This window comes from Clostridium sp. KLE 1755 (assembly GCF_000466465.2).
GTDB lineage: Bacteria > Bacillota > Clostridia > Lachnospirales > Lachnospiraceae > Eisenbergiella > Eisenbergiella porci.
The window spans coordinates 1-25,305 of sequence record NZ_KE992738.1 but is presented as its reverse complement, the minus strand read 5'-3'; the positions used below and the strand labels follow the sequence as shown (position 1 = coordinate 25,305).

The following is a 25,305-nucleotide window of genomic DNA, read 5'->3' as shown; positions in this document are numbered from 1 at the left end:
TTATTGGATTTCCGTCTCACCGGCCATAGCCTGCTTCGCCTGTTCTCCCCATTTGAGGATTTCTTTTGCATCGTCACTTGTCAGATATTTCTGGTCCACCATGCACTCCAGGACGGTGCGCTGTCTCTGAGCCGCCAGCTCGGGTTTGTTGGTAAGCGCATAAACGGAGGGCGCATTGGGAATTCCCGCCAGAAGCGTGCTTTCGAAATCATTCATCTGTCCCGGTTCTTTTCCGAAATAACCTTCGGCAGCATCGTAGACGCAGTAATATCCGCTCCCGAAATAAATAGTGTTCAGGTACAGCTCCAATATCTCGTCCTTACTGTAGTTTTTCTCCAGGTCGAAGGCAACGAACAGCTCCGCCACCTTCCGCAGGAATTTCTTTTCCTGGGAAAAATAAAGATTCTTGGCAAGCTGCTGGGTGATGGAGCTTCCGCCCTCCGCCAGCTTTTTTTCCCTGATATTCGTGACAACCGCCCTTCCCGTAGAGAGGAGATCGATTCCCCCATGTCTGTAAAAACGTTTGTCCTCCACTGCCACCACCGCATTTTTGTAGATGTCAGGCAGCTGGGAAATGGTTGTGTAGTGAGGCTTGGAACGAATTTCCTCCACCTTATCGGCAAGCGGCGTCTCCTGAATTACCTGCTGGTATATCTGGTAGCCCTGCCACACAAAATGCCCGCCTACGGCGCAGGCCGCCAACAGCAGAAGAAAAAATAATGACAAAATAAGCTTCTTAATAAATTTCATGAACAAAAACTCCTTCATCTTTCCGGAACCATCCGCAGGAATTTCCCGATGCAGGGCAAGCTGCACCTGTAAAACACCGGATAGTTACGAGTATAGCATATTTTTTTATTTTATCACCGGAAAGAGTTCTTAAAATTCTTTAAAGTTTTTTTGTATATTCCCGGATTTCAACGCCCCCATACCAAACATCATGATATTTTCAGCCATTTCCGCGATTTCCTCGGCGCTTGTTACCATGCCCTCCGCCAGCCATTTCTGGAGAAGGCCGATACAGCCAGCGCTGACAAAGGCGTAGAAAAATTCAATCTGCTTCGGCGTGGCCGTTTCAAAGTAACGGGAATAGGTCTCCACACATTTTTCCCGTCCAAGGTTAATGAGGCGCAGCGCAAACTCCTTATCGCCGAAATCCCCCAGAGTCACCGTACAGATATCCGCATTTTCCTTCAGGCACTGGAAAATCCCGGTGGTTATTTTTACAGGCGTAAGCCCTTCCGGCTCCATGGACAAAAGAGGCTCCAGCGCTTTCTGAAAATCCTCCATCATTTCCTCTTCCATTTTTTCCAGCAGATCATAAATGTCTGCATAGTGGGTGTAGAAGGTTCCTCTGTTAATCTGGGCCGCTTCGCACAGCTCCTTAATGGAGATGCTCTGGATGGGCTTTTTTTTCAGCAAATCCGTAAAAGCCTTACGGATCAGTATTTTAGTTACTCTGGTCCTGTGATCGTTTCCCATATCGCCGCCTCCTTTTCAAGCTGTATCTGCTGCTGTTTATGCGCAGCAAGCGTGCATACCTGATGTTATATTATCTGCTTTTATGATACCATATTCCTGCAAAAGGGCAAAGGGGATACCGACTGGAACCTCCGAAAGCGGATTCAGGGCAGCGCTGTTTAAATGAAAACGGGCTGATGCGGCCGGATGGGCGGGACTGGAGGCATTTAAGACGCAAAAATTTGGCAGGACTGAATTTTTATTATTTCAGTCCCGCCTCTTTTTAAATATTTTCCTGGCTGCCGTTTTTTTCAGTCCAGGTCGATTTCCCTGTCTCTGTAATAATATTTTCTGTCTTTTTCCCCGATTTCCCTTACCACTTTGCAGGGATTTCCATAAGCCACAACATTGGCGGGAATATCCTTTGTCACAATACTTCCCGCGCCGATTACTGTATTTTCACCGATGGTGACTCCGGGAAGGATGACTGCACCGGCTCCAATCCATACGTTATCACCGATGTTGACCTCAAGATTATACTGGGCCTGGCGGGAACGCAGGAGAGGCTCCACCGGGTGGCCCGCTGTGGCAACCGTCACATTCGGGCCGAACATTACATGGCTTCCTATATTGATTCTTGCATCATCCACCAGGGTCAGATTGAAGTTGGCGTATACCTCATCTCCCATGTAGGTATTGCAGCCCCAATTGGCATGGAGAGGCGGCTCCACGTAGCAGTTTTTCCCCACGCCGCCCAGCAGCTTTTCCAGAAGCTGCGCTCTTTTTTCTCCCTCGCGGGGGCGTGTCTGGTTGAAATCATACAGTATTTCCATGTATTTCGCCTGTTCCTGCAATAAGTCCTCCCCTGTGGGATAGTAAAGCCTTCCGCTTCGCATACGTTCTTTAACTTCTTTTAAATCCATAGCTTTTATGTTTATCCGCATAATCCGGCAGACGATTATGCCCTTTCTGTTTATTTTTCCTGCTGGTTGGGTATATGTTCCTGCACCGCCGTCCGGCGATGTGCAGTGGACGGAACGGACTTTTCAGCCTCCGGGGCTTTTTTCAGCATAGCAGGCTCTGCCACATATTCTCTTTCTGCCTTTCTGCCGGCTTCCTCCCGAAACTCAGACAGCACAATTACGTAATATCATATTGCGATGAACGCGGCGGTTTGTCAACAAATATATTTGTAAATTGTAAACGTTCGGACAGGTCTGCGCATTTACTGCACGGAGCGTACGAATACACAGCAGAAGCAGGCAACCGTACCGGCCTATTGCGCAGCGCTTATTAATGGCCGGATGCCTGCCTGCGGTATAAAAAAGCTGCCCCGTACCGCATTTCTGCAGTTTTCGGGACAGCTTTCCCTGATTCGGCGGGTCAGAAATATTCCACCTGCATATAGTTAGGAGCCTCCAAAGGAAGCTCCATTCACTTCTTTATTCATCCACGCTGTAATTAGGAGCCTCCAAAGGAAGCTCCATTTACTTCTTTATTCATCCACACTGTAGTTAGGAGCTTCCTTGGTGATATGGATGTCGTGAGGGTGGCTTTCCTTCAGGGATGCGGCGGAAATCTTGATGAATCTGCCGTTTTCCTTCAGTTCCTCGATAGTCTGGGTTCCGCAGTAGCCCATACCGGAACGGAGGCCTCCCATCAGCTGGAATACGGTGTCTTCCACAGTGCCTTTATAGGCTACGCGGCCTTCCACGCCTTCGGGTACGAGTTTCTTGGCATCATTCTGGAAATAACGGTCTTTGCTTCCGTTTTCCATGGCGGCGATGGAGCCCATGCCGCGGTATACTTTATATTTACGTCCCTGATACAGTTCAAAGGTTCCCGGGCTTTCGTCGCAGCCTGCGAAGATACTTCCCATCATGCAGACATTGCCGCCTGCTGCAATGGCCTTTGTCATATCTCCGGAATACTTGATGCCGCCGTCCGCAATAATCGGAATCCCATATTCCTTGGCAACCGCATAGCAGTCCATGATTGCCGTTACCTGAGGTACGCCGATACCTGCAACTACACGGGTGGTACAGATAGAACCGGGCCCGATACCTACCTTAACCGCATCTGCGCCGGCTTCAATCAGATCCCTGGTGCCCTCGCCTGTTGCCACGTTGCCTGCGATAACCTGCAGGTCCGGATATTTTTCCTTAATCATGCGCAGACATCTGAGCACGTTTTCAGAATGTCCGTGGGCGGAATCAAGAACAACCACATCCACCTTTGCATCCACAAGAGCGCCCACACGGTCCAGAACATTGGCAGTAATGCCTACGCCTGCACCGCAGAGAAGGCGGCCCTGGGCATCCTTTGCTGAAAGGGGATACTTGATGGTTTTCTCAATATCCTTAATGGTAATAAGACCCACCAGGTTAAAATTGTCATCTACAATAGGGAGTTTTTCTTTTCTGGCTTTGGCAAGAATTTTCTTAGCCTCATCCAGGGTGATTCCTTCTTTGGCTGTAATCAGGCCTTCGGAGGTCATGGATTCTTTGATTTTCTTTGAAAAATCGGTTTCGAATTTAAGATCACGGTTGGTAATGATACCAACGAGCCTGCGTCCCTCGGTGATAGGCACGCCGGAAATGCGGAATTTTGCCATCAGGTTGTCCGCATCCTCCAGTGTATGCTCCGGGGAAAGCGAGAACGGGTCGGTGATGACTCCATTTTCTGAACGTTTTACTTTATCAACTTCCTCTGCCTGCGCTTCAATAGACATGTTTTTGTGGATAATACCAATGCCGCCCTGCCTTGCCATGGCAATTGCCATTCTGTGTTCAGTAACGGTATCCATTCCTGCACTCATCATCGGAATGTTCAGTTTGATCTTCTTTGTCAGCCAGGTTGTCAAATCAACCTGATTCGGAATTACCTGGGAATATGCCGGGACAAGCAGCACATCGTCAAAGGTAATGCCGTCACCTATAATCTGACCCATTTCTTCTCCTCCTGTTTTTTCATTTGAATTGGATTTGACGGTTTTATCCGTTCCGCGGTTCCCATTGCGCTTCGGGTAAGGCGGTTCTGCATCCCCTTTTTCAGAAAGCACTGCCTGGCCGCAGGGGGCTGCCTGAAAAAAGGGGACGCAGAACCGCCTTACCCGAAGCGCAATGGGAACTGCGGAACGGATAAAACCTTAAAAATTGTGAATATAAAACTGCCAGTAAATTACTGACAGTTTTGTGTTTTGAAAAGTGTACCAAACTTGCGGACGATTGTCAATCGGTAAAAACTTTTCTCGGTGCAATTGATTTAATAGCCGCTACCATTTCGGCGTTGGGCTCGAAAATTACCCTCTTTTCTCCATTATATATCATACTGTAGCGGATGTCGGGCTGCTGCTCCACGCCGCTGCTGTAATCCACGACCTTCAGCTGCCTGTTCTTGTAATCATCCAGATGCCAGGACTTGATAGGCGCCAGAATTTCCATTCTTTCCAGGTCAAAGGTCTCCACTTTTTTCCTTCTGGTTCTCGCCATGATCTTGTCCACGGTGAGCTGCTTGTCCACGTACAGATACTCATATTCAAGATTCGCATTCAGGCTGACAAAATAAGCCCCCACTCCGGCCACTACCGCTATAATAAGGAAAACAATCAGTCCCATAAAGCCAAGAAGCCCTGTGATTACGGCGATCCCGATCAGCAGAACCTTCAATGCCGACATTAATCCGTTCGCCTTTTTCTTCACCATGCATTCTACGTAAGTCTCCATTACACATACCACCCTTTATTATTCTGCAATGCCCTTCCGGCATTTTTATCTTCAGGTAATATGATATTACAAAATGCTGTAACATGCAAGCAAGAATCCCTTTTTCCGCCTGGTTTCGCTAAAAATTCACAGGGATTTTAGAAAAATTTTAGAGGTTAGGCAAAACGCTTCATTGACATCATTTGAACAACCGACTATCATATATAAGGAAACAAAAAGCAACAGTTCCGACAGGCCTGCGCATTAACTGCGCTGTCTGTGCGAATACGCGGTGGCAGCTGGCGTCCGGCCCATCACGCAGTATTTTTTACAGCCGGATGCCTACAACAGTTCGCCTGGCTGAGCTGTACGACAAAAGAGCTGCCGCGGCAGCGGAAGTGAGGATGATTATGGCAGAAGGAAATTCCGTTTCAGATGAAATCAAAGCCCAGCGCAAAAAGCTTGCGGGAAAAACACCGAAAGAAAAGCTTCTCTATTTCTGGGAATATTACAGGATACCCGCACTGGTGACTATACTTGTCATCGCTTTTGCCGGGAACCTGATTTACACCATTGCAACAGCTAAAGACAGCGTATTATCCGCTCTGTTCATCAACGGATATTCGGAGATGGATACCGAGGCCTTTATGAACGGCTTTAATGAATATGCGGGAATTGACACCAAGGAATACACCACTTCCCTGGAGATGAATTTCACCATCCAGGAGGAGGCTATGGATCAGTATACCATGGCCAATGTACAGAAGCTTATGGCGCTTGTCGCCGCCAAGGAAATTGATGTCATTATGGCGGATACCAAGACCTTTACCAATTATGCGGATCCGGGATATTTCTCCAATCTGAACGAGGTTCTTCCAAAGGAGCTGGTTGATAAATACCAGGACCGTTTCTTCTATTATGATGTGCCCGATGATGAGCAGGGGGAAATCCCCATCGGCATCCAGCTTGCTGATGCGCCGGGAGTTGTCAGGACACAGGCATATGCCGTTACCAATGACGCGCTGTTCGGAATCGTTGTCAATTCGGAGCATGTTGATAATGCGGTGAAATTCCTGGAATATCTGGATATGGAATAAAATGAAAAAAGGCAGACTGTCCGATCATCACCCGGACGGCCTGCTTTTTCTATATTCCGCAAGCATACATTGTATAATCCGTTTCAGCAGGCGGCAGGAAACCGGCTGTGTCCAGAATTCCTGCACGGGGATCCTTCTGCTTTCCGCAAGGAACCCTTCCTGATCACTGACCCATAATACCGGAAGCCCTCTGCTTCTTTTTCGTATTTCATGGCAGCAGTTCATTCCGGCAGCGCCGTTTACCACCACCGCGGCAAGGGACGGACCGCCTTCCTCCAGCCATTCATTTTCATATACCTTTTCCCACGGCCGGAAATAAAGCCGGCAGTCCGTTTCCGGCTCACTCATGCATTGCTTATACCACTCAGCTTCCTTATCATAAAATATTACCACTTCCATTTTGCCTTCTCCATTCCAGGCACCATTGGGGAATAGCCCGGATCTCCTCTGCCGATGCGGGCTTCTTCACAAATGACGCAATATGGAACCGGTAGCCTGTGCAGGCAAAATCCTTATCCTCCGACATCCATACCACCGGAACCTCATCGTTATATTCCCGTATGCTTCTTATCATTTCCATCCCTTCCGCTCCATTCCATGAAACGATTACCGTATCGCAGGCATGCTCCCTGATATCCCTGATAAATGCATCCTTGTCCGTAAAAACTACCAGAACTCCCTGCTCATCCCCCGCCCCATAGGCATCCCTGAGAGCTGCTTCCAGCTCTTCCTTTTCCGTTAAAGGCACACACAGCACAATACGCAATTCGTACACCTCCTTATCCCGGATTCCGATAAAAACAGCTGTGTCCGGCGCAACCCATGACATTCCATTTCCGTTGCCGGCCGGCCCGAACCTCGATTTCTGTATAGCTGAGCAGTAACACATTTTATGAAACAAGGGTAACATATACCCCTGTAAAAAACAATTATTGGTGCATAAACGGTTAATAATGTGCGCAATCGGTATTCCCTCCCCTTATTCCGGCATGTTATAATATTACCATAACAATCCCCCCGTCGTTGCTGAAGGAATCCCGCGTCCGGATACTCTATCTGAATTCCGGGAAATTTACCGGGGGACGGTCTGTTATCATCGACAATATTTCAATCAGGAGGCTTTGATGAAAATTGCGGTTGTGGACGATTTGAAAGAGGATCGGAATTTACTTCTTGACCTGCTCCGGCAGTTTTTCGACAGGTATGATTTTAAGACTGAATATGACGAATTCTGCTGTGCCGGGGACTTTTTGAAGACATTGAAGCCGGATGCCTATGATCTGGTGTTTCTGGATATTTTTATGGAAGGCATGAACGGAATGGATGCCGCCCGGATACTGTACCGGACAGCCCCTGACTGTATGGTGATTTTTCTCACTACCAGCCCTGACTTTGCTATAAAAGGCTATGAAGTACATGCATATCAGTACCTGCTGAAGCCGCTGAACAGGGCGACCCTGTTTTCAGTCCTTCCCGAATGTGTGCAAAAGGCGGAGCAATCCCACAAACGTCTTTGTGTCCGTATTGACAGGAATGACCTGGAGCTTCCTTTTTCCCAGATTATATATGCCATGACGTCGGGCCGAAATACCATACTTCATCTGACAGGTACAACACTGACGCTTTCCTCCCATGTTTCCTTTTCCCAGACAATGGAGCCTCTCCTTTCGGACAGGCGTTTTTTAAGCTGCAGCCGCGGGCTGATCGTAAATATGGAGCATGTTGACAGGCTGCTGGAGGATGGTTTCCTTATGGACAATGACGAAAAGGTTCCCATCAGCCGCAGAGAATATACACAGGCCCGCAGAAGATATCTTGAATTTTCCTTTCAGGAATTGTAACAGGCCAGCGCGAGGGCGGAACTGCTCAAATCAGGGAGACTTTATTTATGAAAAAATATTTCATGCCTGCTATGGCGGCATTTATTTTCATTCTTCTTTTTTCACTGCATATCCATGCTTCGGAACCGTCTGCTCCTGCTGACGGATACAGCAAACAGATTTCCGAAAATTCAGTAATGCAGGAGGATGAGTCCGAATCTGAGCCGGAAACTGCCGAAACAGTTCCGCCTCCGAAAAATATGGCAATTTTCCAGGAACCCGATACACAACCGCCGGAAACCGAAACTGCCTGCGGCCTGGATGGACTGGATGGCCTGGACGGGAAAATTTTATGCTCCTATGATTCCGGCGGAAATTATGATTCCTTTGCCGCCTACACCCTGAACTATGGGGAGGATACCTCCGAACTGATTGATACCATTAAGAATTTTACGTTCTATATCGGATGGACCGAGCCGTTTAATATCTATAAATCGTTTTCCCTCTATGCAGAGTGGACCGTATATACCGGCACAGCACAGGATGGCGATGGCGGAATGCCGCTTTCACCGGAAAGCCTTGACAGCACCGTACCGGGTACTTATCAGGTAAAGGGAACTTTGATCCTCCCAAATGGCTGCCAATGGAAAGACGGCTTTATTCCGCCTGTCCCCGTCATTCCCATATCTATCCTGGAAAATGGGGAAAAGAAGCTGCTCACTAGGCTTAACGATGCTGATTTTTCCTATTATCTGCAGCCCGCCCTTTATGAAGTGAATTCCTCTTATTATTCGTATGACCTGGAAAGCCTTCCGGAATATGCGCTGACATTTACCGAAGATTATTCTTCTGCTGTCATGCTGGATACCCATTGGGACTACAGCGCGGTAGATATCAGCCGGCCCGGAACCTATACGGCGCATGTCCAGCTCACCCTTCCGGAAACATATCAACAGGAGTACAGCCTGGATCCCTCCCTGGAGACCTGCAGCAAAACCATTTATGTAAGGGCCCCGGGGACTTTGTGCCTGTATGTCCAATACATTGATATCCGCTTTGCCGGAGACTGGCTTGAGCCGCTGGAAGAGGCCTCCATCATTCCCTATTATCTGACAAGTGAAAAAGAGCTGACGGATACGGAGCTGGAAAATTCCCACTTTATTCCCTGTACGGACAACAGCCTGTTTGACTTTTTCCCCTCTCATTTCTGTGTGTACCGGGATGCTTTGGATCCATACACTCATTATTACTTTAAGATATACTACAAAGGCCGGGAATCCAATATCCTGCATATCCTTGATGACGGCGAATCTCCTACTGTCACCTATGTGGACGGGAACCGTGACGGCGGAGACAGCGAACAGCAGACAAAGCCGCCTATTACCCAGCCGGCTCCAGATATACCGGACACTCCGCCCGCTCAGGATACCGCCTCCGGTTCCGCCGCTGTTCCTGAGACAGAGCCTTTCTTCATGGCCCCTCAGGATATACAGGAGCCTGCCACAGAACTGCCTGTAGAGACGGAAAGCCCTGAGGGACGGCCAGCGAATGCTTCTATTTCCTCCGGACAACCGTCTTCAGATAAAAATGAACCCTCCGTCTCCCCTCATGATTCCGCCTTCCAACAGGAAACGGAGTCTCCATCGGAAAATAACTCCCGCCAGGAAATCCGGGAAACCGTTACCAGGGATACCACTGTCCTCTCCGCAGCCAGGCTGAAAATCCTGTCCGGATCCTATCCCGACTTCATTCCCTTTGAACATAACGGCATACTTCTGCGGCTCCCTTCCAGCTGGCTGGAAGAACAAATCCCTGAAGATGATTCCCTGTTTTCGGTAACCTTACTCCGGCCTTCGGAGGAAACCTTCCGTATTGTTCTGTCCGTGGACGGGAAAGAGCTGACAGAGCTTCCCGCTTCCCATATCATGCTGCCGATAGAAGACACGGTTTCTTCCTACAGGCTTATGCATGAAACCGGCTGCGTCAGCGAAGGGCTTGCCGCAAAGGACGGATTTCTCTCCTTCACTGTCACCAAAACAGGTGATTACAGACTTGAAAAAGAAGACGTTCCTGTCCGCGAAGAATCAGAGGAACCGTCACGCCGGGCTGTATTTATCCGACTTCTTTTCATCGCTGCCGCAGTCCTGTTCCTGTTAGCCGCGGTCACTTTTATAGTACGTAAAAAGGGGGGCGGCAGATATGAGTAATTCCGGAAAACTTCTGAAAATAGCTTCTCTGATTATGATTACACTGGCCTGCTTTTTTGTCTGCCTTCACTTCCTTTACTGGTATGATAATAAATATACGGCCAAAGGGCTGCAGCCTGTCAGCGGGATGCTCTGTCTTTCCGAAGAGGATCTGGCCGGAAGACAGCTATATTTTCTTACCAGGCAGTGGCAGTTTTATCCTGATGTGCTGCTGACCCCCGAGGATTTTAAAGGAAAAACGCCGGATATTTATATGCGCTACATAACCATCGGCGAATACAATAACTTCAGCATGGATAACCCTGCACGCAGCACCAGAGGCAGCGCTACCTACCGCCTGCTCCTGTCGCTGCCCGGTACGCCCCGTTCCTATACGCTGGCGCTTCCTGAAATTTTTTCTTCTTATTCCCTTTATATTGGGGGAGAAAAAATACTCCAGCTTGGGGATCCGGATCCGGATAATTATCTTGCCCGTATCGGAAACCGTACTGTTTCCTTCACTGCATCAGGAGTTACGGAGCTGCTGCTGCAGGTTACCAACTACTCCCATTTTTACAGCGGACTGACCTATCCTCCGTTGTTGGGAGAGCCCTATGCGGTGAGCCGGCTGTTGAATATCCGGCTGCTCATCGCTCTGTCCGCCCTGATCTGCACGGTTTTGTGCGGGCTGCTTTCCCTGTACTTCAGCCTGATGGCAAAGCAGTCCATCACGGTTATTTTCGCGCTTCTGTGCCTGTGTCTGGCCGGGTATACCAGCTATCCCCTGCTTTATACCTATTTCACCATAAGCCTCCAGCCCTGGTATATGCTGGAGCTTCTGTGCATCTACGGCATGTATCTGCTGATTATCATCCTGCAGCGATATCTGCCGGGGAAAAAGCCCCGCCTTTACTCCGCCATGCTGCTACTGCTTTCCCTGTTCTGCGCTGCGGTCATTCTTTACTGCCTGTTTCCGCCCCATCAGGAAATACTTCATATAATTTTTTCCCGGGTGTCCTTTGCCGTCAAAATCCTGACCGCACTGTATCTGCTGTGGCATGCGGCCTCCACAGTATATTACGGAGAAACAGATTCCTGGCTGCTTCTGACCTGTACCACCATTTTCGCCGCTTCCCTGCTCTCTGACCTGCTGATGCCCTATTATGAACCAATCCTGGGAAAATGGTTTCCCGAATACGGAGGCCTGATTCTGGTAGGCGCCATAGGCTATACGCTGTGGAAGGATTTCACGCTCTCCTATCAGTTCCGCCTCACCTTTGCGGAAGAAAAGCGCCAGCTCACAAAACAGGTTGCCATACAGAAGGCGCACTATCTGGAGCTGACTGAAAAAATCGAGGAATCCGCCAAGCAGCGTCATGATCAACGTCACCATCTCCGCACGCTGTATTCTTTTTTAAGTGCGGGCGAAACCCGGAAAGCCATGGACTATCTGGAGACTTATATCCTTACCACCATGGGGCAGGAACGCGCCATCCTCTGCTCCAACCTGGTCATTGACGCTATTCTGCAGTACTATAAAAACCTTTGCGACCGCCAGGGAATCGCTTTTGAGGCTAAGATGGAGCTTCCTCCGGATCTGCCGGTTTCAGACACCGAGCTTTCCATCCTCTTCGGCAATCTGCTGGAAAATGCCTGGGAGGCCTGCTGCCGGGAAAAAACAAATCAGTACATCACTGTACGTGGAAAATATAAAAAAGGAAAGCTGTATGTGCAACTGGAAAACAGCTGCACCAGCCCTCCTCTGATTAAAAAAGGAAAATTTATTTCTTCAAAAAACGGAAAATACGGTCTTGGAACACAGTCCGTGCGGAATGTTGTCAGCCAGTATGACGGGCTGGTGGAATTCGACCAAACAGATCAGAGCTTCCGTGTATCCGTCATCCTGCCTCTGCCCGCCGGAAACGCACAGTCTACCTGAAACGGCCGCTGCGGCCCTTATCCGCCCCGGCAGGAATCATTGCTGCCAGTCCGGAGACTGGCCAAACAGCAGCTCTCCGGCCGTTTCATTCTCCTCTGCCGCCGGGTACACCTCATAGCGGATGGATATTTTTCCTCTAAACCCATAGCTTAAAAAGCAGTTGGAAACACGGCTCTGGGTAATCTCGCAGTTCTCCTGCCTGATTCCCACAAGAAGAACGAGAAACTGGTTGTTTCCGTAGCGGGTAAAGGAATCTCCCCTGCGCAGTGCAGAGCGGATCGCGCTTTTCAGCTTATCCATATATCTGTCCAGCCTGGCATCCTCTGTCAGCGGCATGCCTTCCCCGTCCACCAGGGTACAGAGCATCAGGAAAGCCGGCTGCCCGCTTCTTTCCGCCATACGGCAAACAATATGGTAGCAGTCCACAAAACCAGGATAGCTGCAGAAGTAAGCGCCGTTTTTCTCTTCACTTTCCTGAAGTCCCTGCTTGATATCGGTAATTACCGAAGCATTGTAATGAATCTTCTCCCGCATCTGCCGGAATCTTTCCAGCATTTCCTCCGAAGGCTCCAGCCCCAGCTCCTCAAAGTAGAAGGCCGCCGCCGTCTCATAGATTTCCATGGCCTCCTTATATCTTCCCAGAGCCATCAGACAGTCTATCTGCATCAGATAATATTCCTCGAAAAAGTAAATTCCGCAGGCCTGAGCACTAAGTTCCAGAAGTTCTTCGTACTCCTGTCTTTCCCGCAGCAGAGCGGAAGCCTCATTGATGCAGTCCACGTACAGCTTCTGGTACTTGCAGCTTTCGATGGCAACCCACTCCTCGCCGGCCAGCTCCGGAAGGAATTCCCCCCGGTACATTCTGCAGGCTTCCTTAAGCAGCTCCGCTTTCTTGTCAGGATCCGTCTCCTGAAGCGCTTCTTCAGCTGTAAGGCGGAACCTGTCCGTATCCCGTTCCAGCGGAACCGCGCAGTAATTCCAGCGGTATAACCCTTCCTGGAACCAGATACAATCCGTATTCTCAAAGCAGTTCAGCTTCTGGATATATTTACGCAGACGGTAAATATTCACACGCAGCGTAGCTCCGGCATCCTCCAGCTCCTCCCTGCCGTACAGCCTTTCAATCAGCTCCGCCCGGGGAATTCCTTCTCTGCCAGCATACAAAAGAATCTGAAACAGCTGCATCATTTTGGATGTTCCGGAATAATTATTAGGCAACGGCTTTTTCCCGTAAACCAGAGAGAAGCCGCCCAGCATATTTACCTGTAAAATTGTCTTATCAACCGATTTTCTGTTCATTTCTCTGTTTTACCCCATTCATTCTCCTGTTTGCTTTTCATTTCTTTTCCGCTGCATTTCCGTAATTCCTCTGCCCGCACACAGCAGGGGCCTGACATTGGCTCCAATATACACGGAGTACTTTTCTGTAATGCAGTCATAGTTACTCCTGATGCGCTCCACCACCTTCCAGGCGTTTTCCAGGCTGGCCCCTATTACCATGAGCAGGTACTGGCAGCTGCTGTACCGGGTGTAGACATCTCCGCTGCGCAGTGAGGCGCAGATTGTCCCCCCCAGCTTTTCCATCAGGTATTCCCGATCCTGCAGTGTAACGAACTGCTTCCTGTCATCCACCAGCGTCAGCAGAACTGTATAGGCACTGATGGGCAGACGCATCAAACCTCTTTCCACAAAACGGTACAGCTGCTTAAAGGTTGCAAAATCCTGGCAATACGCGCCCTGCGGCGACGTCTTTTCTCTCAGTTCCATCCAGATCAACTCCATATCAAGATCAATTCCGGTATCCTCCGTATGGTTCTTTACCGCTGCGGAAATGATTTCCGGTTTTCCATGCTCCTCATCATAACTGCATACCGCTGCCTTACCCTTCTTCTTTCCCTGGAACAAGGCATAATCTGCATGGTCAAAAGCAGAGGTGTAGTTATCCTTCTGCCTGCAGCCGACAACGCCAATGGTGGCGGAAAGCCGCCCCTCCACTCCCATTTTATCACCCATCAGCTGCATTCGCCGGATTAATTCTTTGCCCTTTTGCATTGCCTCCTGCAGCGTGCATTCCCTTGCCGTAAAAATAATGAACTCGTCTCCGCCGAACCTTCCCACCACATTCTCCGGCGGAAATATCTCCTTCATCAAAGCCGTCAGGCCCTTCAATACTTCGTCTCCGAACAGATGACCGTACCTGTCATTGATCCTTTTAAAACCGTCTACATCCACCACCATCAAATTGCCGCCCTCATTTTTTTTCAGCCGTTCAATAATGATATTTTCAGCAGTTGTTCGATTGTACAGTCCGGTCAGGCCGTCGGCCTCACTCAACATTTTCAGCCGGGAGTTTTCTTCCTGAAGCTCCAGTATTTCCTTTTCCATCAGGCCAATACCCATAAGGTTCCTCCTTCATGCCGAAAAGACATATCCCGGCCATCAAAAACTGGTTAATTTAAAAATATCACAGTAGTTGCAATAAATCAAGTTTTGGTGCGCGAACGGCAATTTTTGTGTCTAAATGGCAAAAACAATATAACGCTTGCACGCTTTTTAAAACATTTTTTCTCTGTTTGTAACGTTTAAAACTTCCGGACCGCCTGGCTTTCCCTGCAAAATACGGGGAAAGATCTGTATGACCGGATAGAACTCAGGTTCCATCCGGTCATATTTTTATCTGATAAAATATTGGTTCATTCTGAAAAAAATGGTTTTTAACCCTGCAGAATTTCCCTTACCATTTCATTTACCAAAGCCGGGTCAGCTTTGCCCTTCATGGCTTTCATCGTCTGTCCTACCAGGAAGCCGGCCGCCTTTTTCCTGCCGTTTCGGAAGTCCGCAGCCGACTGCGGGTTGTCTGCAATGACGCTTTCAATTGTGCTGCGCAGCAGGCCTTCGTCATTCACCGTTTTTAATCCGTGACGCAGGGCATAAGCTTCCGGCTCCACGTCCTCTTCAAACATCACAGAAAAAATCTTCTTCGCCACGCTGCCGTTGATTTCCTTCCTTTCCGTCAGCTCTATCAGCTTCGCCAGATTAGCCGGGGAAAAACGGATATCCTCCGGCTCCTCACCTTTTTCCTTAAGCAGCCGCAGTGTTTCCCCCATAATCCAGTTGCTCACCTTTTTGGGCTGTCCGCACAGCTTCGTGGTTTCTTCAAAAAGATCCGCCAGCGGTTTGGATCCTGTGATAATTTCGATATCATAATCAGGCAGCTCATATTCCTGCCTGTAGCGGCTCATTTTTTCCGTCCGGAATTCTGGCAGCTTCCGGCGGACAGCCTCCAGCCAATCCTCCCCGATATATATGGGCGGGAGATCCGGATCCGGAAAATAGCGGTAATCCCGGGCATCCTCTTTGGAACGCATGGCATGGGAAGCTTCCTTGTTGTCATCCCACCGTCTGGTTTCCTGGATTACCTTTTTTCCCTCCTCCAGCAGTTCGATCTGGCGCTGCCGTTCCCCTTCTATTGCGCGGGAAATGGCTTTGAAGGAGTTCAGGTTCTTCATCTCCGTCCGGATCCCCAGCTGCCGTACGCCCGCTTCCCTCACGGAAAGGTTGACATCGGCGCGCATACTGCCCTCCTGCAGCTTGCAGTCTGAGGCACCAAGGTACTGAATAATGAGCCTCAGCTTTTCCAGATAAGCAATCACCTCATCGGCGCTTCGCATATCCGGCTCGGATACGATTTCAATCAGTGGGACGCCGGATCTGTTATAATCCACCAGGGAAATATCCTCCCATTCATCATGTATCAGCTTTCCCGCATCCTCCTCCATGTGGATTTCATGAATTCCTATTTTCTTCCTCCCGGCAGGCGTTTCGATTTCCACGCAGCCGTTCTGGCAGATGGGGAGGTAGAGCTGGGAAATCTGATAGTTCTGCGGATTGTCGGGGTAAAAATAGTTCTTCCGGTCAAATCTGCAGAACCTGGTAATGGAACAGCCGGTAGCAAGGCCAACAGCCATGGCATATTCCACCACCTGCTTATTCAGTACGGGAAGGGAGCCCGGCATTCCGGTACAGACGGGACAGGTATGGGTATTGGGCGCTCCGCCGAAAGCAGTGGAGCAGCCGCAGAAGATTTTGGTCCGGGTTGCCAGTTCTACATGAACCTCAAGGCCGATTACTGTTTCGTATTGCTTTGCCATTTATCCGCGCCTCCTTTCATCAGAATCCGTTCCGCCGGCTTTGCTGCCAGCTGCCGCTGGTTCTGGCACTGCTGGTTCTGGTACTGCCGTCTCTTCTGCCCGGCACGGACAGTCCGGGAAACGGCCTCTGGCCTGCTCATAGGAAAAGGCCGCCTGAATCAGTTTTTTCTCCTGGAAGCAGTCACCAACCAGCTGCAGGCCGATGGGAAGCCCCCGGCTGTCCAGGCCGCAGGGCAGGCAGATTCCGGGAAGTCCCGCCAGATTGGCGGAAATCGTATAGATATCTCCCAGATACATCCGTATCGGATCCGTCAGGCTCTCTCCCAACCCCGGCGCTGTCGTGGGAGCCACCGGTCCCAACAGGCAGTCATAACGGGCAAAGGCTTCGTCAAAGGCTTTTTTTATCAGCGCTTTGACACGGAGGGCTTTCAGATAATAAGCATCATAATAGCCGGAGCTTAATACAAAGGAGCCAAGCATGATACGGCGCTTCACCTCCGGGCCGAAGCCTTCAGAGCGGGTTCTTTTATACATCTGATGCAGTCCTTCGTATTCACTGGCGCGGTATCCGTATTTAATACCGTCAAAACGTTCCAGGTTAGAGCTGGCCTCCGCGGAAGCGATAGTATAATAAGCGGGAATTGCGTATTCCACCAAAGGAAGATCAAATTCCTCCACTTCGGCCCCTTTATCCTTCAAAAGCTCCGCTGCCTCCAGGACGGCCTTCCGTACCTCCGGATGCAGCCCTTCTCCGAAATAATCCCGGGGAATGCCGATTCGCATTCCACTCACGTTGTCCTTCAGCGCGGAGGTAAAATCCGTTTTTTCCCCTGCGGCAGCAAAATCCACGGAGGTGGAATCCTTGCTGTCATGTCCTGCGATCACCTCCAGTATTGCCGCGCAGTCCGCCACATCCCTGCACAGCGGCCCTATCTGATCAAGCGAAGAGCCATAGGCAACCAGTCCGTAACGGGAAACAGTTCCGTAGGTGGGCTTCATTCCCACCACGCCGCAGAAACCGGCCGGCTGGCGGATGGAGCCTCCGGTGTCGCTGCCCAGTGCGGCAAAGCATTCTCCCGCCGCTACCGCAGCCGCGGAACCGCCTGAGGAGCCTCCTGGCACATGCCCCGGGTTCCACGGATTCCCGGTCACTCCGAAGGCGGAGGTTTCCGTTGTGGAGCCCATGGCGAATTCATCCATGTTGGTTTTTCCCAGGATAATAGCCCCTGCCCGCTCCAGCCTCACCACAGCTTCTGCGCTGTAGGACGGGACAAAATTGGAAAGGATGCGGGATGCACAGGTTGTTTTAACATCCTTTGTGCAGATGTTATCCTTGACGGCTATCGGCACGCCTGCCAGCGGCCCGGCCAGCTCCCCGGCATCAATTGCTGCCTGCACCTGTTCCGCCCGCTTCAGGGCACGTTCCTTATCCAGGCTGATATAGCAATGAAACTTTGCCTCCTTTTCTTCTATCTGCCGGAATGCTTCTTTCACGGCTTCCCGGCAGGTACATTCTTTTTTCTTTATTTTACCGGCCAGCTGTACGGCCGAAAATTCCATAAGACTCATAATTGCCTCTCTTTCCGCAACAGTTCAGCCTTCGGCCAAACGGTTACCTCTTTCCGCCTGACTCAGGGCTTCCTGCATGACGCATGGTTTCGTTTATGAACTAATCCACCGTACGGGGGACCTTAAACATCCCGTCTTTGCATCCCGGCGCATTTTTCAGTATCTGTTCCCTGTCGTCGCCGTTTGTTACCACATCCTCCCGGAATACATTGGCAGCGGCAGATATATGGCTCATGGGCTCCACGCCTTCCGTGTCCAGTTCATTCAGTTTATCTATATAATCCAGCATCCGGCCCATGTCGGCCTTGGCCTGTTCCTTCTCTTCCCCTGTAAGCTCCAGCTTTGCCAGAATGCCTACGTAGTCGATGGTGGCATCTGTTATTACGTTTGCCATGTTGTTCTCCTCCTTTTTTTGTATGGCCTGCGCAGTAAATGTGCAGGCCTGCCGGACAGTTTCTTATGGTTCCAAGCGGCTCAGAATCCCACGTGATTTGGGTCGATTTTACTTCTTCACTGCCTCACGGTTCCAAGCGGCTCAGAATCCCACGTGATTTGAGCCGATTTTACTTCTTCACTGCCCTAAGGTTCCAAACGGCTCAAATCACGGGGAAACAGTGTGGTTTCGCGGACGTTGTCTTCTCCCACGAGCTTCATGGTGAGCCTTTCCAGGCCGATTCCCAGGCCGCCGTGGGGCGGCATTCCATATTTGAAGGCCATCAGATAGTGCTCCATTCCCTCCTCCGTCATGCCCCGTTTCGCCATTTTTTCAAGCAGCATATGGTAATCATGGATCCGCTGCCCTCCGGTGGTAATCTCCATCCCTTTAAACAGGCAGTCAAAGCTCAGCGTAAAAGCAGGATCCCCGGGATCATCCATCGCGTAAAAGGGACGCTTTTTGCTGGGATAATGGGTGACAAATACGAAATCGCTTCCATACTCCTCTTTAAAATACCTGCCGATAAGCGATTCCTCCTCCGGCTCCAGATCGTACGGGTTGCGGATGGGCCTGCCGTATTTTTCACTCGCAAGCCTTTTTGCTTCGTCAAACCGGACGCAGGGGATTTTCTCAGTGTCCGGGAGTTCGATATCCAAAATGGCCAGCTCCCTGCCGTATTCCTTTTTCAAAAGCCCCATAATGTTCTGCAGGACCCCGGTTTCCATAGCCATAATATCTTCAAAACCGTCAATGTAGCCCATTTCAAAATCCAGGGAGGTGTATTCATTCAAATGACGCTTTGTGTTATGCTTCTCTGCCCGGAACACCGGAGCGGTCTCAAAAACCCTGTCAAATACGCCCACCATCATCTGTTTATAAAACTGAGGGCTCTGGGCGAGCACCGCCGGCCTGTGGAAATAATCCAGGCGGAAAATATTTGCTCCTCCCTCAGCGCCCCTGGCTCCGATTTTAGGAGTGTGGATTTCCGTAAATCCCTGTGTGACAAGGAAATCACGAAAGCCCCTCACAATCCCATCCTGAATACGGAATTTCGCCCGTTCCCGGATATTCCTCAAAGAGACAGGACGCAGATCCAGGCTGGTTTCCAGGGAAATATTCATTTTCCACTTGGAAATGGGAATCGGCATCGCCTGCACAGGCTCCGAAAGGATAACCACCGCCCTCATCCTGATTTCCACACCGCCCGGAGCCTTTTCCGAAGCCGCCAGGACGCCTGAAACCTCCACCGCGCCGCCCTCTCTCAGCTCCTTTAAGGAAAAATCCGCCTTACCCGGTTCATACACACACTGCACCAGCCCTTCCCTTTTCCGAAGGACGACAAAGGCTATCGTCCCCATATCACGTATGGCATGGACAGCCCCATTCACCTTTACCTCCCTTCCCACCATCTCCGGTAAGAGAAGATCTCCGATTTCCAATACCTCTTTCTGCTTCACTCCTGTCAAAAATTCCATAACTTTGGTCTCCTTTTTCTGTGGCTGGTCTGCAAGTTCCACTGCGGGGCGGAACCATTTTAAAGAAACCCGTAACCTTTTATTTCCTGAGTCTCTCTGCCTTCAACTCCCTCCTGGCAGTCGCTAAATATCCATGCAAGCATGGCTACTTGGCTCGTTGCTCGCGGGAATAAAAAAATCCCGGAATGCATACAATCTGCATTCCGGGACGGACTCCAAACGGATCCGCGGTACCACCCGCATTGATAAGACGCCACTTCCAACAAAGTGTTTTACCGCCTTACCCACTCTTACACTTAACGCGTGTTACACGGATTACCCTACGTTTCTCACGAAATTTCAAATAACCGGCTCCCGGGTGTTCCCTTTGTCAGCTTACACAAGCAGCGCTCTCAGTCGGTGACGCCGCATTCCTGTCGCTTCCCCTGACAAGAGTCCCGTTCAATGCCATTACTATAAATTGTTTCACATCATACCACAACCCATCCCCAAAATCAATACTTTCCTTAATCCCTCTTTATATCTCTTTAATCCTCTCCACAGCCTCCACCGTATTCTCATACGACCCAAACGCCGTCAGCCTGAAATACCCTTCCCCGCTCGGCCCGAACCCCGCTCCCGGCGTCCCGACCACATTCGCCCGTTCCAGCAAATAATCAAAAAACTCCCAGCTCCCCATCTGCCCCGGCGTCTTCATCCACACATAAGGAGAATTCACCCCGCCGTACACCTCATACCCGGCGCTCTTCAGCCCCTCCAGAATATAACGCGCATTTTTCATATACCTGTCCACCATGCTGCGGATCTGCGCCTTCCCTTCCTCCGAATAAACAGCCTCCCCGGCCCTCTGCACGATATAAGGCGCGCCGTTGTACTTCGTCCCATGCCTCCTGGCCCAGAGCGAATGCAAAGACACCCCGCCGCACACCATATCCTTAGGCACTACCGTATAAGCCAGGCGCAGGCCGGTAAAGCCCGCATTCTTGGAAAAAGAACGCAGCTCAATGGCACAGCCCCTCGCCCCCTCACACTCATAAATACTGTGAGGCACATCCTCCTGGGAAATATACGCTTCATAAGCGGCGTCAAAAATAATCACCGCCCCCACCCGGTTCGCATAATCCACCCATACCTGCAGCTGATCCTTCGTCACCGTACAGCCCGTAGGATTATTCGGGAAACATAAATAAATCAAATCCGGCGTCTTTTCCGGCAGCTCAGGGACAAACCCGTTCTCCGCCGTACACGGCATATAAATCACATCGCTCCAGACCTCCGACTCCTTATCATAGCTCCCTGTCCTGCCCGCCATCACATTAGAATCCACATACACAGGATACACCGGATCACACACCGCAATTTTACTGTCCGCCGCAAAAATTTCCTGAATATTGGCAGAATCCGACTTCGCCCCGTCAGAAACAAAAATCTCATCCGGTTCAACCGCGCAGCCCCTTGCCTGAAAATCATTTTCCGCAATGGCCTTCCGCAGAAACTCATACCCCAAATCCGGGGCATACCCATGAAACGTATCCGCATCCGCCATCTCATCCACAGCCCTGTGCAAAGCCTCCACCACTGCGCCCGGCAGCGGCTGCGTCACATCCCCGATCCCTAAGCGGATGATCCTCTTGTCCGGATTTGCCGCAGAAAACGCACTCACCTTTTTTCCAATTGTTGAAAAAAGATAACTTCCCGGAAGCTTCAGATAATTTTCATTTATCCTGTACATATCAAAATTTCTCCTCTCAATCCTCCACACAGCCGTCAAACACCGTCTCCGCAGGCCCTGTCATATAAACCCGGTTGTTCTTTTCATCCCACTCGATTTCCAGTTTCCCTCCCAGGACCTTAACCGTCACCCGTCTCTCCGTCAGCCCATTTAACACGCAGGCCACAGCCACAGCGCAACAGCCCGTCCCGCAGGCCAGCGTCTCCCCGGAGCCGCGCTCCCAGACACGCATTTCCACCGTATTCCTGTCCAAAACCTTCACGAATTCCGTATTCACCCTTCTGGGGAACCTGGGATGATTTTCAAAAAAAGGCCCTGTCTTTTCAATTTCCAGACCTGCCACATCCTCCATGTACACCACCGCATGAGGATTTCCCATGGAAACACAGGTCATTTCATAACTCCTGCCCTCCACCTCAATCGCTTCAGCCACCGCCTGCTCACCGTCGCATACAACAGGGATCTCCTCTGCCCTTAGCACAGGCTCCCCCATATCCACACGCACCTGCTTCACCCTGCCATTCTCCGTAAAAAGCCGCAGATACTTCACCTGTCCGAAGCTCTCAACAGTAATTTCCGTCTTATCCGTCAGCCCTTTGTCATACACAAACTTCGCCACGCACCGGATGCCGTTCCCGCACATCTCCGCCCGCGTCCCGTCCGAATTGTACATCTCCATTTCAAAATCCGCCAGACTGGACGGATTCACAAAAATCACGCCGTCTCCTCCGATCCCGAAATGCCGGTCGCTCATCCGCCTGACAAAATCAGGCTTCTTTTCCAACGGGATTTTTTCCGTAAAACCATTAATATACACATAATCATTTCCGCAGCCCTGCATTTTTGTAAAATTTATCTTCATGTATCTTTTCCTTCTTTCCTGAAAAATAACTGCCCTGTCCCTTTGCAGCCACTCCTGTCAATTCCTTGTTACCAGCACCATTTTCGCCATCTCCACCATGTTGGTGCCGCTGTCCATACTGCACTTTTGTATGTACCTGTGCGCTTCCTCTTCCGTCATCCGGTTCCGCTCCATCAGCAAAGCCTTGGCCTCTTTGATAATCGCCTCCTCCTCCTTGCTCCGTTCCCTGGGCGCAAGCCGCTGCCTTCTCCTCCGCCTTTCCCTGGACTGACACATCATATCCACCGTGCTGACCAGCTCCTGCACCTTCAAGGGCATGGAAAGACATACAATATCCTTCACGCTGACCTCGCTTAAATATCCCGGGGAGGCCAGGAGGAGCATATCCATTCCCGGGGGAAGATAATCATATAGCTCCGAATACGCCATATCTATCAGCTTATAGCTGCAGATAACAATACCGCCGGATAAAGCATCCGCAGCCCCCAGCGCCTGGGCGCCGGTACTGCAGGCCGCCATCACTGAAAAGCCGCTGCGCACAAGAACATTCTTTATGCTTTTGGCATCCTCTATTTTCGGTAAAACCACAATGATATTTGTCACATGAGTACCTCCATCTGTAAGCAGCTCCCGATACGGCACACGACCCATACGGCCATAAAGCAGCGCCCGTTACAGCACACGGCCCGTACGGCCATAAAGCAGCGCCCGTTACGGCACATGGCCCGTATGGCCATGAAGCAGCTTCACTCAGAATCGGTTCAAATACTCATTAATCTCCCAGTCCGTTACCTGCGCACGGTACCTGTTCCACTCTTCCTTTTTGGCCTCAATATATTTGTTCGCCACATGCTCGCCCAATGTTTCCCTGATAAATTCGTCCTTCTCCAGCTCTTCAACCGCCTCTATCAAGGTACCCGGAAGACGCTCTATCCCCATCAGTTTTTTCTCATCCTCTGTCATGGCAAAAATATTGCAGTTCACGCTCTTTGGCGGCTCCGTTTTTTCCCGGATACCTTCCAATCCGGCCCGCAGACATACCGCCAGCGCCAGATAGGGATTGGCCGCCGGATCAGGACTTCTCAGTTCAATCCTGGTTTTCTCGCTTCCCGCCGCCGGAATCCGCAGCAGAGGGCTTCTGTTAGCCGTGCTCCACGCGATGTAAACCGGCGCCTCAAATCCCGGAACCAGCCTTTTATAAGAATTCACAAGCGGATTCGTAATCGCCGTAATTGCCCTGATATGCTTCAGGATTCCTCCGATAAAATAATAGGCTTCCCTGCTCAGTCCGTTTTCATCCCCGGCGTCCTGAAAAATATTCCTTCCGTCCCTGGACAGAGACATATTGATATGCATACCGGAACCGTTCACCTCCGCTTTCGGCTTCGGCATAAAGGTAGCATGCAGCCCATGCCTTTTTGCAATGGTTTTCACCGTAAGCTTAAAGGTCATAATATTATCGGCAGTCGCCAGCGCTTCATCATATTCAAAATCAATTTCATGCTGTGCCGGGGCCGCCTCATGATGGGAGGTTTCCACAACAAACCCCATATCCTCAAGCGTCAGCACCATATCCCTTCTCGCATTTTCCCCCCGATCCACCGGCCCCAGATCAAAATACCCCGCCTGTTCATGGGTAATCGTCGTAGGCATGGCGTTTTCATCCATATGGAACAGAAAAAATTCACATTCCGGCCCCACATAAAACGTATATCCCATTTCCTCCGCTTCCTTCAGCGCTGTCTTCAGAATATATCTGGGATCCCCCTCAAAAGGCTTATCTCCCGGCCGGTACACATCACAAATCAGCCGCGCCACCTTCCCCTGCTGCGGCCTCCACGGAAAAATCTCAAACGTATCCAAATCCGGATGCAGAAATAAATCCGATTCCTCTATTTTCACAAAACCATCTATCGCCGAACCGTCAAACATACACCGGTTATCCAGCGCCTTTTCCAGCTGGCTGGAGGTAATGGCCATATTTTTCAGACAGCCGAACATATCCGTAAACTGCAAACGGATAAACTCCACATCTTCCTCCTCCACCAGCCTCAGGATATCTTCTTTCGTATACTTCTTTCCCGCTAACTGCATAGCTACCATTCCTTTCCCTGCAAAATAATCCCCTTGCTTATTGATAACACTTCGTAACAGTTCAGCCTTTTGAACTATTGCATATATCCCATCAAACGAAAAAAGGCGCTCCTACCCCACTGGTAAGAACGCCGTTGCCCTACTTCCATATACTAACAGCAGATCCCCGGATTTGTCAACATTTTTTTACTCTCCGCAGCCGTGTTTCACCGCTAAGCTAACGCATTCCAGAAGAAAAAATAAATCAGCACACAGCCCCAGGCATTCCCTGTATAATCCCGGACCGCCAGCATCCCATAAATAATAATGAAATCGCACAGCCCCACAACAAACGTTTCCGGCGCCAGCCCCAAAACCGTATGTACCACAAGACATATCGCCCCGCCGGCCGCCGCCCCGCATTCAGCCAAACACGCCTGACCGGAAACAGCCGGTTCACCCGTTCCGCGATCACCACATAAGAAAACCCTTCAAAAAAGCCCCAGCTCGCCGCAATAATAACCATTCCAACCAAACTGACCGGAAACCCCGCTTCCAGCACCTGCTTCGTAAAATTTACCGTCTGAAAAGGCAGATAACTGTGAACCTCATTCCGGAACAACATACTTACAAAAGCCGGCGCACAAGCCAACGCCGACAGCAAAACCGTCACCCCCAGCTTCTCCCATTTCAGCCCAAAGCTGCGAAAACTCTCCCTGCGCACCGCACACACAATCGTAATCCCCAGCCCAAAAACACCATATTCCGTCAAAGCCCCCAACAACGTCTGCAAAAGAAGC

At 50.3% G+C, this 25,305-nt stretch carries 21 protein-coding genes and 1 pseudogene; 4 read left to right on the top strand and 18 right to left on the bottom strand.

Annotation, left to right across the window (positions count from 1 at the left end; translation table 11 throughout):
* The 5 genes from HMPREF1548_RS19305 to HMPREF1548_RS19285 form a co-directional block, all read right to left on the bottom strand.
* Window positions 1–750, bottom strand: coding sequence for a biosynthetic peptidoglycan transglycosylase (locus tag HMPREF1548_RS19305; protein ID WP_102288583.1), 750 nt, complete (start codon window positions 748–750; stop codon window positions 1–3).
* A 129-nt stretch (window positions 751–879) separates the two neighbouring features.
* Entirely contained in the window at window positions 880–1,482 is a 603-nt protein-coding gene (locus tag HMPREF1548_RS19300) for a TetR/AcrR family transcriptional regulator (RefSeq protein WP_021638163.1), read from the bottom strand.
* A gap of 290 nt (window positions 1,483–1,772) precedes the next feature.
* Window positions 1,773–2,384 (bottom strand): sugar O-acetyltransferase, encoded by a 612-nt coding sequence (locus HMPREF1548_RS19295; RefSeq protein WP_035323032.1) that lies wholly within the window; start codon window positions 2,382–2,384, stop codon window positions 1,773–1,775.
* Between the two features lie 572 nt (window positions 2,385–2,956).
* The gene (gene guaB / locus HMPREF1548_RS19290; protein WP_025488777.1) at window positions 2,957–4,411 is read right to left on the bottom strand and encodes an IMP dehydrogenase; all 1,455 of its coding nucleotides are present in this window, start codon (window positions 4,409–4,411) and stop codon (window positions 2,957–2,959) included.
* Window positions 4,412–4,691: 280 nt separating this feature from the next.
* Window positions 4,692–5,186 carry a DUF6106 family protein gene (locus HMPREF1548_RS19285; protein WP_021638158.1) on the bottom strand — a complete coding sequence of 165 codons (495 nt, stop codon included), beginning with the start codon at window positions 5,184–5,186 and terminating at the stop codon, window positions 4,692–4,694.
* Window positions 5,187–5,575: 389 nt separating this feature from the next.
* Between HMPREF1548_RS19285 and HMPREF1548_RS19280 the strand changes: the two genes are divergently transcribed.
* Window positions 5,576–6,262, top strand: a complete 687-nt coding sequence (locus tag HMPREF1548_RS19280) for a hypothetical protein (RefSeq protein WP_146045283.1) — start codon at window positions 5,576–5,578, stop codon at window positions 6,260–6,262.
* Between the two features lie 27 nt (window positions 6,263–6,289).
* Here HMPREF1548_RS19280 and HMPREF1548_RS19275 read toward each other — a convergent pair whose 3' ends face one another.
* Both HMPREF1548_RS19275 and HMPREF1548_RS19270 read right to left on the bottom strand, forming a co-directional pair.
* Window positions 6,290–6,661 carry a hypothetical protein gene (locus HMPREF1548_RS19275; RefSeq protein ID WP_021638156.1) on the bottom strand — a complete coding sequence of 124 codons (372 nt, stop codon included), beginning with the start codon at window positions 6,659–6,661 and terminating at the stop codon, window positions 6,290–6,292.
* Complete coding sequence (locus tag HMPREF1548_RS19270; protein WP_035322989.1) at window positions 6,639–7,091, bottom strand: response regulator; 453 nt, start codon at window positions 7,089–7,091, stop codon at window positions 6,639–6,641. Before HMPREF1548_RS19270 ends, HMPREF1548_RS19275 begins: the two co-directional genes overlap by 23 nt.
* A gap of 295 nt (window positions 7,092–7,386) precedes the next feature.
* Between HMPREF1548_RS19270 and HMPREF1548_RS19265 the strand changes: the two genes are divergently transcribed.
* The 3 genes from HMPREF1548_RS19265 to HMPREF1548_RS19255 are packed head-to-tail and all read left to right on the top strand — an operon-like array spanning window position 7,387 to window position 12,207.
* Window positions 7,387–8,103, top strand: a complete 717-nt coding sequence (locus tag HMPREF1548_RS19265) for a LytR/AlgR family response regulator transcription factor (protein ID WP_021638154.1) — start codon at window positions 7,387–7,389, stop codon at window positions 8,101–8,103.
* 47 nt (window positions 8,104–8,150) lie between these two features.
* Window positions 8,151–10,289, top strand: a complete 2,139-nt coding sequence (locus HMPREF1548_RS19260; protein ID WP_021638153.1) for a hypothetical protein — start codon at window positions 8,151–8,153, stop codon at window positions 10,287–10,289.
* Window positions 10,282–12,207 carry an ATP-binding protein gene (locus HMPREF1548_RS19255; RefSeq protein WP_021638152.1) on the top strand — a complete coding sequence of 642 codons (1,926 nt, stop codon included), beginning with the start codon at window positions 10,282–10,284 and terminating at the stop codon, window positions 12,205–12,207. The genes HMPREF1548_RS19260 and HMPREF1548_RS19255 overlap by 8 nt, the downstream gene beginning before the upstream one ends.
* 36 nt (window positions 12,208–12,243) lie before the next feature.
* Here the strand turns inward: HMPREF1548_RS19255 and HMPREF1548_RS19250 are convergent, their stop codons facing one another.
* The 11 genes and pseudogenes from HMPREF1548_RS19250 to HMPREF1548_RS30090 form a co-directional block, all read right to left on the bottom strand.
* The gene (locus tag HMPREF1548_RS19250; protein ID WP_021638151.1) at window positions 12,244–13,506 is read right to left on the bottom strand and encodes an AfsR/SARP family transcriptional regulator; all 1,263 of its coding nucleotides are present in this window, start codon (window positions 13,504–13,506) and stop codon (window positions 12,244–12,246) included.
* An 18-nt stretch (window positions 13,507–13,524) separates the two neighbouring features.
* Window positions 13,525–14,607 carry a GGDEF domain-containing protein gene (locus HMPREF1548_RS19245; protein WP_021638150.1) on the bottom strand — a complete coding sequence of 361 codons (1,083 nt, stop codon included), beginning with the start codon at window positions 14,605–14,607 and terminating at the stop codon, window positions 13,525–13,527.
* Between the two features lie 314 nt (window positions 14,608–14,921).
* Window positions 14,922–16,358 (bottom strand): Asp-tRNA(Asn)/Glu-tRNA(Gln) amidotransferase subunit GatB, encoded by a 1,437-nt coding sequence (gene gatB / locus HMPREF1548_RS19240; RefSeq protein WP_021638149.1) that lies wholly within the window; start codon window positions 16,356–16,358, stop codon window positions 14,922–14,924.
* Window positions 16,359–17,927, bottom strand: coding sequence for an Asp-tRNA(Asn)/Glu-tRNA(Gln) amidotransferase subunit GatA (gatA, locus tag HMPREF1548_RS19235; RefSeq protein WP_021638148.1), 1,569 nt, complete (start codon window positions 17,925–17,927; stop codon window positions 16,359–16,361).
* Window positions 17,928–18,027: 100 nt separating this feature from the next.
* Window positions 18,028–18,321: an Asp-tRNA(Asn)/Glu-tRNA(Gln) amidotransferase subunit GatC gene (gene gatC / locus HMPREF1548_RS19230; RefSeq protein ID WP_021638147.1), complete on the bottom strand. Its 294-nt coding sequence runs from the start codon at window positions 18,319–18,321 to the stop codon at window positions 18,028–18,030.
* Window positions 18,322–18,506: 185 nt separating this feature from the next.
* Window positions 18,507–19,838 carry an aspartate--tRNA(Asn) ligase gene (gene aspS, locus HMPREF1548_RS19225; protein ID WP_035322986.1) on the bottom strand — a complete coding sequence of 444 codons (1,332 nt, stop codon included), beginning with the start codon at window positions 19,836–19,838 and terminating at the stop codon, window positions 18,507–18,509.
* A gap of 517 nt (window positions 19,839–20,355) precedes the next feature.
* On the bottom strand, window positions 20,356–21,570 hold the full coding sequence (locus HMPREF1548_RS19220) for an LL-diaminopimelate aminotransferase (protein WP_021638144.1): 1,215 nt from the start codon (window positions 21,568–21,570) through the stop codon (window positions 20,356–20,358).
* A 16-nt stretch (window positions 21,571–21,586) separates the two neighbouring features.
* Window positions 21,587–22,426 (bottom strand): diaminopimelate epimerase, encoded by an 840-nt coding sequence (gene dapF, locus HMPREF1548_RS19215; RefSeq protein WP_353612057.1) that lies wholly within the window; start codon window positions 22,424–22,426, stop codon window positions 21,587–21,589.
* A 63-nt stretch (window positions 22,427–22,489) separates the two neighbouring features.
* The gene (locus HMPREF1548_RS19210) at window positions 22,490–23,035 is read right to left on the bottom strand and encodes an ANTAR domain-containing response regulator (RefSeq protein ID WP_035322985.1); all 546 of its coding nucleotides are present in this window, start codon (window positions 23,033–23,035) and stop codon (window positions 22,490–22,492) included.
* A gap of 147 nt (window positions 23,036–23,182) precedes the next feature.
* Complete coding sequence (glnA, locus tag HMPREF1548_RS19205; RefSeq protein ID WP_035322982.1) at window positions 23,183–24,526, bottom strand: type I glutamate--ammonia ligase; 1,344 nt, start codon at window positions 24,524–24,526, stop codon at window positions 23,183–23,185.
* A 244-nt stretch (window positions 24,527–24,770) separates the two neighbouring features.
* Window positions 24,771–25,305: pseudogene (locus HMPREF1548_RS30090) on the bottom strand (hypothetical protein); the annotation flags it as partial.